Origin of the sequence: Arthrobacter sp. UYEF3 (assembly GCF_040546245.1) — a bacterium.
GTDB lineage: Bacteria > Actinomycetota > Actinomycetes > Actinomycetales > Micrococcaceae > Arthrobacter.
This window is the reverse complement of sequence record NZ_JBEPNK010000015.1, coordinates 88,486-96,484: the sequence shown is the minus strand read 5'-3', so window position 1 is coordinate 96,484 and position 7,999 is coordinate 88,486. Positions and strand designations below refer to the sequence as shown.

The window sequence follows — 7,999 nt, the reverse complement described above, 5'->3', positions numbered from 1 at the left end:
TCTCACGCCGGCCGTTCGCCTTATCCGGACGTCGTCAGCCTGACGCCGCCGACGAAGCTAAATCAAGACCCCGCGGCAAAAACCTGCATCGTCACTGCCAGAGACGCCCCTACCGCCAAACACTGCGACGCGTAACAACGGTCCGGATCGCGCCGAGCCGGTTAAGCCGTCCCATGCTCGGCACCATACTTGGGGTTCGCCTGTCCGGTGGATTCGACGTTGCTGCCAGCCCGGAACCTGTGCCCGTCCGAAGAGGACGTGGTCCCGTCTCCCCAGTGGCCGGAGAAGGGGTGCGTGTGCTGGGTTCGCGAGATCCGCCAGAGCCGCGAAAGACCAAGGCCGCCGACCGTACTATTTTTCGGATGTCGCGGATCGGTCTGGCGCGTAGGGGAAGGTTGGAGGAAACAGTTGTGCGGGCGTTCTCTGTTGGAGGTCACGCTCTGAATAGGCTTCCCGCATCTTTTCGAACAGCCGTTGGGCGTCGGCTTTCAGGGCGGGGACGTCAATTCCTGGGATTGCGCCGTCCCGCATGACATGGCGCCCTGCGACGACGGAATGAGTGGCTTGTCGTGCTGTTCCGTTGAGCAGGAGGGTTCGGATGGGATCGTCCAGGACCCCGTCGCGGATGTCGTCAAGAGCGAACGCAACGAGGTCAGCCTGCGCTCCCGCTTCCAGCTTCCCCAGGTCAGAGCGACCCAATGCGCGGGCTCCGCCAAGTGTCGCCGCTTCAAAGTAATGTTCCGCTGGAGCGGTGTCATGCCTGTGGCCAAGAAGTTTGGCCAAGTGTACGCCTGTGTCCATGCCGCGGATGAGATCCGGGGGGAAGGAGTCTGTTCCAAGGCACAGGTTAATGCCGGCCTCCCGGAACGCCGCGAACGAGTCTAGGACCATGCCATATCTGAAGGAGGTGAGCGGACAATGGACGATGGAGACGTTGGCATCCGCCAAGGTCTGAAGATCACCCGTATCTGTACCGTTCAGGACCGGATTGCGGTCCACGAAGACCCCGTGGGGGATGAGTAGACGCTCATCCAGCAGCCCTGTTTGCTTCAAGAGCTGGAGGGGAGTCAGGCCGTGCCAGCGCTGCAGGAGTTCGCGCTCGAGAGCCCCCTGCAGGCAGTGCAGCCGCACAATGGCATGCCGTTCCCGGGCGATCTCAGCGGTTGCGCGCATTAGTTCCGCAGTGAGTGTTTCAATCCGGCAGGGAAGCAGGACCCCGTTGACCAGAGGGTCCGCCAGGTCCTCGGCGTGGTCGAGGAATCGAACGGCGTCGGCAAGCCCGGCGCGGCCCTGCTCCTCATCGAATGCGACGTCGCGTTGTCCATCGGCCCCGACGATATTGACGCCGGAGCGGAACGCCGGTCCCAGATATCCCCGCAGGCCGATCTGGCGGGAGGTCTCGGCCATGCCAGCCAGCTCTTCAAAACTTTCGGCCCAGGCGGAATGAATTTCCGATGCTATGGGCATGTAGGTTGTGACGCCGTGCAGGGCCAGTTGCACTAAAGCGTATTTCCGGATGGTCTGGCGCTCTTCTGCGGTGAAGACATCCGCGCGTCGGCTGCGGAAATACTCTTCGGACCACTGCATCCCATTGGCCCGGTCCGGGGACGCCCATGAGTCGATCAGCAGGTGATCGATGTCGGTCAGGGCGTCCAGGTCGATCAGGCCCGGCGTAATGAGGGAACGGCCAAGATCAAATGACTCGTCAGCCGCCCCGTCATATCCCTGTCCGACGTACACAATGCGGCTGTCTTCATAAACTACGTCGCCGTCACGGATAAGCACGTGCCGACCGGCAACATGTCCGAGCACAAATTCTGCGCTAAATCTGGTGCGCAAACCAACCTCCAATTCCATCCCGGGGCGGACACTCACTGGGCCGCACAAGCACACCTTAGCGATTTTGGTATACCGAAGCTAGAGTAGCGAAGACTTCAACTGACAGATTCTTCCCCAAACTGCTAGAATTTAGGAATGAGTGTGAGCTACATCTCGCCTGCGTCTGCTCGGATTTATTTTTGGTATACAACAAGCAAGCCTGACCCGTCCACCGCCCAGATGGGGGCAGGTCTTTCCCCAAAGGAAAATCACTCCCATGGCCTCAGACTCCCAGCTCATCAGTCAATCCTCCGCTGCCGTCCGGACCAGCAGACCACGCAACGCGCGCGTTGATACCCAAGCAGTACCGCGGATTCGCCCCCAGACTAAGTCGGCCTCATTTGGCCACTAATCGTGATGTACCAAATGATTGTCAGGAGATGACTGTGCAAGAAATTGCCCCAGTGCCGTCCGGGCGGCGGATACCGTCGAAGATCGGGTGGACCCTTGTTGCCTTAGGCCTTGTTTCCATGAACCTTCGGCCGGCGATCACGACCATTGCCGGATCCATGGGAGGTCTGGAGCAGGAGCTCGGGGTGGCTCCGGAGACGCTTCCGCTCCTGGCAGCACTTCCGGTGCTTGCCTTCGGGATCTCCGCGCCCTGCGGGCCGTGGCTCGCCCAGCGCCTGGGGGCAGGGAGAACCGTCGCCGCTGCGATGCTGATGCTGGCCGTGGCGCTGATCGTGCGGGTGCTGGTGCCGGAGCTGATGCTTCCTGGAACCTTCCTGGCGGGGGCCGCCATCATGACCGGAAGCGTGCTGTTGCCCCAGCTCGTCAAGGCGAATGAGGGGACCGGCTGGTGGACGGGTGTGTGCAGCATGGGTTTCGGTCTCGGCGCGGCACTGGGTGCAGGGTTGATCCAGCCGCTCCAACATGTGCTGGGCGGAAGTTTGCCGGAGGCTTTGGCCATGTGGGCTATTCCGGCTGTGCTGGGTGCCGTCCTGATCTTCAGGCATGGGGGCAGCCGACGTCCGGATCACGGCCCCACAGTTCTTTCGGGGGCTGCCTCGCTTCGCGATAGCTTGGGCGCTGACGTGGCGCCGCGCACCCGTCCCGGACGCATGCTCCGGCGGCAGGGGACTGCCTGGGCGGTGACGGCGTTCTTTGGTCTCCAGGCGATGCTGTATTTCGCGGTGACTTCGTGGCTGACCGTCTTCCTGGTGTCGAAGGGATTGACCACCGGCGAGGGTGCTGCCCTCCTGGCCTGGTTTAGCGTTGCGGGCCTTCCCGCAAGCCTTTTGGCCCCCGTTCTGGCCAGCCGGCCAGCAGTCCTCAGAATCTTGGCGCCCGCTTTGGGGGTCCTCGTCGCGGCTGCTCTGCTCGGGGTCCTAACTGGCCCGGCTGAGATGCAGTTTCTCCTGGTGGGTGCTTTGGGTGTGGCCCAGAGCGCAGGATTCGGGCTCGCCATCGCGCTTGTGGTCCTTCGGGCGGCGGGGCCCAAAACAGCCGGGAAACTCTCGGCAATGAGCCAGGGTTTGGGTTTCGCCCTCGCCTCCCTGGGACCTATTGGGGTCGCGATGCTGCGTGATGTTTACGGCTGGGACGGCGCGTTCTGGGCGTTGGCAGGAGTGGCCATGCTGCTGGCGCTGGCGGGTTACTTCGCTGTGAACGGACGCATCGTCTCTATCGAGGAGGGAACTATGACGGCCGGAGAGGCTCAGCCGGCCGGCGTCGGAAGCTAGGCCCGGGCGAGAGTGTGGCAGGTCCCTCAAGCGGGGGACCTGCCACTTTTCTCGTTGGTGCTAAGGAAGCAACTGCAGTTGGTCCGCCACGACGCGGCCGCGGTGGATCACGGTGCGGTCGGTGCCCCGGTCCATGACCGCGGAGGCTACCGTCTCGCCGTCGACCAGCAGCAGCTCGGCGGTATCACCGGGCTCGAGGCCCGGCCGGTGCGCGGTACCTTTCAGTCGTGTGGCGGCCGGATCCAGAACGCTGGCGCCGCCCACAGTGGCGATCGCCAGGCAGTGTTCGATCAGCTCGTCCCTGCGGAAGCCGTGGGTGAACGCGAGCTGCCAGGTGCGGTCCAGCATGTCTGTATTGCCGTACGGGGACCAGTAATCGCGCTGCCCGTCCTCGCCCAGACCCACGCGGACACCGGCCTCCGCCAGCGGCGGGAGCGGGAGCTGCCCGGATGCCGCCGGGGCAACGGAGGCCATGGAGATGTCCAGCTCGGCGAACTCCTCGATGAGCCGGTGCGTGGTGGCCTCGGAGACGCTGCCCAGCTGGTAGGCATGGGACATGGTGACCTTGCCCTGCATCCCGAGGGCCCGGGTTCGCTCCAACACCAGGTCCGTGCTGAAGACGCCCAGCTCGCCCGGCTCGTGGAGGTGGATGTCGATGGGAACCTGGTACTTCTCGGCCAGGCCAAAGACGATGTCCAGGTGCCGGACGGGATCCCGGTCCAGGGTGCACGGATCAATGCCCCCCATTACATTGGCCCCGGCCCGGAGGGCTTGCTCCATCAGCGGCACGGTGCCGTCCTCGAGAAGGAGACCGGCCTGCGGGAAGGCGATGATTTCGACGTCGGCCTGGTCCTTGAAGTGTTCCTTGGCCGCCATGACCGCTTCGAAGCGTTCCAGCCGGCAGTCCACGTCGACCTGGGCGTAGGACCGGACCCTGGTGGTGCCGCGCGCGATCATCCGGCCCAGCGTGTTGTTGACGCGTTCCTGGAGGGGGACCTCGGCGTCGCGCCAGTTTTTCCGGTCGTTCATCATCATGGTCCAGACGCCGGGGCCTCCGGTGTGCTCGCGGAACGGCAGGCCGATGCGGGTCGAGTCCAGGTGTACATGGACGTCGGAGAAGGACGGGAGCAGCAGCCGGCCGCGGCCTTCGACGACGGTGGCCGGCTCTCGGAGGATCCCTGGCGGGTTCGTTGGGGTGTGCGCGGGGTTATGCGGCTCGATGCCGGCTATTTTCCCATCTTTGAGCAGGATGTCGCTCAGCGCTTGGCCCCAGGGACGGGCGGCGCGGATCAGGGTAGTCAATGTAGTGCTCCTTATTGTTGGGTCTATTGCACACCTGCGGGGGTGGCGGCGGCCAGTCCCGCGTGGTGGCAGGCCGGGGCGGCCGGGCCGGCAGGTGAGGGAATGTCGCTGATGCATAACTGCTGCTGACCTTCGTGCAGCGTGCCGAACAGCGGGCAGCGGGTGCGGAAGACGCAGCCGCTGGGCGGGTTGGCGGGGGATGGAAGATCTCCGCGGAGCCTAATCTTCACCTGTTGCCGGGCGGCCCTTGGATCAGGCAACGGAACGGCGGACAGCAGGGCCTGGGTGTAGGGGTGCCGGGGAAGGCGGAATAGCTCATCGCGCGGACCATGCTCGGCGATTTTGCCGAGGTACATGACGGCCACCTGGTGGGAGATGTGCCGGACAACGGAGAGGTCGTGGGCGATGAAGATGTATGCGACGCCGGTGTCTCGCTGGATTTCCTGGAGCAGGTTGACTACCTGTGCCTGAACGGAGACGTCCAGAGCGGACACCGGTTCGTCGCACACGATCACGGAGGGGTTCAACGAAATCGCCCGGGCGATGCCGACCCGTTGGCGCTGGCCGCCGGAGAACTCATGAGGAAAACGGTTGTAATGTTCGGGCCTGAGGCCCACCTGGTCCATGAGGTCTTTGACGCGGCTCTTCAGTCCTGCGGGCGGGTTGATCTTCTGAGCCACCATCGGCGCGGCGATCGCGGTGCCGACAGTTTGCCTCGGGTTAAGGGACGCAAACGGATCCTGGAAGATTATCTGGACCTTGCGCCGGAAGTTGTACAGGTCCTTCCCGTGCAAGTGGCTGATGTCCACGCCCTCGACGACGATCCGTCCTGCGGTGGGGTCCAGCAGCCGGGCGATCATACGGCCGGTCGTCGATTTTCCGCACCCGGACTCACCCACGAGGCCCAGCGTCTGGCCTCGTTCGAGACTGAACGACACACCGTCAACGGCCTTCACCGAGCGATGCCCGCCGGGCGAGAAGAGCCCGCTCTTGACCGGGAAATGCTTCTGAAGATTCTCGACCTTGAGAATGGGCTGCCTGTCCATGGCGGGTCCTAACGCGAAGTGCGGATAGTAATGATTTGCGGGCTGCTGAGGTGGCAGCGCTTGCCGTGGCCGGCCTCGATCAGGAGCTCGGGCCTATGCTCGCGGCAGACATCTGGTCCGGCCAGCGCGGCGAAGTCACATCGGGAACGGAAGATGCACCCTGTCGGCAGCTCAAGCAACGACGGCGGTTGGCCGGGGATCGGATTGAGGCGGCCGGAGGTGCCGGCGAGCGTCGGCATGGAATTGAGGAGGCCCAGAGTGTACGGGTGCCGGGTGTCGTGGAAGATCTCGTCCACCGGTCCGGACTCGACGCATTGGCCGCCATACATGACAAGCACGGAATCGCAGACCTCGGCCACGACCCCCAGATCGTGGGTGATGAGGATCAGCGCGGAGTTGGTTTCTGCCTGGAGCTCGGCCATGAGGTCCAGGATCTGCGCTTGGACGGTCACGTCCAGAGCCGTGGTGGGCTCGTCCGCGATGAGCAATTCCGGTTCGCAAATGAGGGCCATGGCAATCATGGCCCGCTGCCGCATTCCACCGGAGAAATGGTGCGGGTACTCCCCATAGCGCCGCTCGGGGCTGGGAATTCCCACACGGCCGAGCATATCGATGGCCGCGGCCCGTGCCTGCTTCCTGCTCGCCTCGTGGTGGACGAGGTAGGCCTCGGCGATTTGGTGACCGACCGTGTAGAAGGGGTGCAGTGCCGACAACGGATCCTGGAAGATCATGCCGATGTTCCGGCCGCGTAGCTGCCGCATTCCAGCCTCTGACAGCGTGATGAGATCCTTGCCGTCGAACAGGACCTGGCCGGTAACCTGGGCCGAGCTGCCTTTCAGGAGGCCCATCAGTGCTTGGCTGGTCACAGATTTACCGGATCCGGATTCGCCAACTATGCCAAGCGTCTGTCCGCGTTCAAGCGTGAAATCCATGCCGTTGACGGCCGAGACCAGGCCGTCGTCGGTGGGGAACCCGACCGAGAGGTTACGGACGTCAAGGAAGGCGCCGGCCCTGCCGGCCTCCCCGACCGGGCGTGTCGCCGTGGCCGGAAGCGTCGTCTGGGCGCCGGGATGAATCGGGGTCATTGGAGCCTCACTCGGGGATCGATGGCGGCGTAGGCGAGGTCAACGGCGACGTTGGCGACGATGACGAAGAAGGCCGCCAGCATGGTGATGGCCATGGTGACGGGCAGGTCGCCGGAGATCGCGGCCCGCACCGCGGTGAAACCGAGCCCCGGCACGGAAAAGATCTGTTCGGTCAGGACGGCGCCGCCGAGCAGCAGGCCGATGTCCATGCCGAGCATGGTCACGATCGGGGTGATCCCCGCCCGGACGCCGTGTTTGAATGTCACGATCCGCGGGGCCAGCCCCTTGGCCCGGGCCGTGCGGATGAAGTCCTCCCCAAACGTTTCAATCATGTTGGCACGGGTGACGCGGATGTAGGAGGCGCTGAACAGTACGGCGAGGGCAACCCATGGCAGCAGGTAGTTGAGTACCCATGCCCATGGCCCGTGAGGGCCGAACGGGCTGCTGATCTCGTTGGTGGTGAACGGCAGCAGATGAAGCTGATTGACGAACACCAAGAGCAGGAACAGGCCGGTAACCGGGATCGGCAGCGAGACGCCCACGGATGCGGCGCCGACGATGAACTTGTCGATGGCGCTGCCTTTCCTAAGGGCTGCAAGCAGGCCCAGACCCACCCCGGAAACCGTCCACAGGACCAGCGCGCCGACTGCCATCGAGAGCGTGTAGGGCAGGGACCGGCTGATGATGTCGGAGACGTTTTCATTCGTCTGAAACGATTTTCCGAGGCAGGGCCACTGACAGATGGACTCAGCCCCGGGGGCGCCGATCATGCGCGGCGAAACCAGCCCGCGGATGTACTCGGCGTACTGGATGAAGAACGGCTGGTCCATCCCCAGCGCGACGCGCGCCTCGGCTACGCGTTCGGGCGTGCATTCCTGGCCGCAGGCAGCTGACGCCGGATCAGCCGGACCCAGCTGGAACAGTGTGAAAGTGATGAAGCTGACGGCTACGAGTAGCAGGACCAGGGACCCTGTCCGGCGAAGTATGAATCTGATCATTATGGTTG

General features: G+C 64.0%; 6 protein-coding genes and 1 pseudogene. 1 reads left to right on the top strand and 6 read right to left on the bottom strand.

Annotated features, from left to right (window positions below; translation table 11 throughout):
- Nucleotides 1-170: 170 nt before the first annotated feature.
- Both ABIB14_RS12135 and ABIB14_RS12130 read right to left on the bottom strand, forming a co-directional pair.
- Nucleotides 171-302: pseudogene (locus tag ABIB14_RS12135) on the bottom strand (Tn3 family transposase); the annotation flags it as partial.
- A 49-nt stretch (nucleotides 303-351) separates the two neighbouring features.
- Nucleotides 352-1,839: a chlorohydrolase family protein gene (locus ABIB14_RS12130; protein WP_354236129.1), complete on the bottom strand. Its 1,488-nt coding sequence runs from the start codon at nucleotides 1,837-1,839 to the stop codon at nucleotides 352-354.
- A gap of 509 nt (nucleotides 1,840-2,348) precedes the next feature.
- On the opposite strand from ABIB14_RS12130, the gene ABIB14_RS12125 reads away from it, so the two are divergent.
- On the top strand, nucleotides 2,349-3,560 hold the full coding sequence (locus tag ABIB14_RS12125) for an MFS transporter (protein WP_354236128.1): 1,212 nt from the start codon (nucleotides 2,349-2,351) through the stop codon (nucleotides 3,558-3,560).
- A gap of 60 nt (nucleotides 3,561-3,620) precedes the next feature.
- Here the strand turns inward: ABIB14_RS12125 and ABIB14_RS12120 are convergent, their stop codons facing one another.
- Genes ABIB14_RS12120 through ABIB14_RS12105 form a run of 4 tightly spaced genes read right to left on the bottom strand, consistent with a single transcriptional unit; the run spans nucleotide 3,621 to nucleotide 7,991 of the window.
- Complete coding sequence (locus ABIB14_RS12120; RefSeq protein WP_354236127.1) at nucleotides 3,621-4,862, bottom strand: amidohydrolase; 1,242 nt, start codon at nucleotides 4,860-4,862, stop codon at nucleotides 3,621-3,623.
- A gap of 23 nt (nucleotides 4,863-4,885) precedes the next feature.
- Nucleotides 4,886-5,908: an ABC transporter ATP-binding protein gene (locus ABIB14_RS12115; protein WP_354236126.1), complete on the bottom strand. Its 1,023-nt coding sequence runs from the start codon at nucleotides 5,906-5,908 to the stop codon at nucleotides 4,886-4,888.
- Between the two features lie 8 nt (nucleotides 5,909-5,916).
- On the bottom strand, nucleotides 5,917-6,993 hold the full coding sequence (locus ABIB14_RS12110; protein ID WP_354236125.1) for an ABC transporter ATP-binding protein: 1,077 nt from the start codon (nucleotides 6,991-6,993) through the stop codon (nucleotides 5,917-5,919).
- Nucleotides 6,990-7,991 (bottom strand): ABC transporter permease, encoded by a 1,002-nt coding sequence (locus ABIB14_RS12105; protein WP_354236124.1) that lies wholly within the window; start codon nucleotides 7,989-7,991, stop codon nucleotides 6,990-6,992. The genes ABIB14_RS12110 and ABIB14_RS12105 overlap by 4 nt, the downstream gene beginning before the upstream one ends.
- Nucleotides 7,992-7,999: the final 8 nt, after the last annotated feature.

Bases quoted from the DNA above. Each gene is read 5' to 3' on its own strand.
- ABIB14_RS12110 (WP_354236125.1), bottom strand. From the start codon at position 6,993: ATGACCCCGATTCATCCCGGCGCCCAGACGACGCTTCCGGCCACGGCG.
- ABIB14_RS12125 (WP_354236128.1), top strand. From the start codon at position 2,349: ATGAACCTTCGGCCGGCGATCACGACCATTGCCGGATCCATGGGAGGT.
- ABIB14_RS12115 (WP_354236126.1), bottom strand. From the start codon at position 5,908: ATGGACAGGCAGCCCATTCTCAAGGTCGAGAATCTTCAGAAGCATTTC.
- ABIB14_RS12105 (WP_354236124.1), bottom strand. From the start codon at position 7,991: ATGATCAGATTCATACTTCGCCGGACAGGGTCCCTGGTCCTGCTACTC.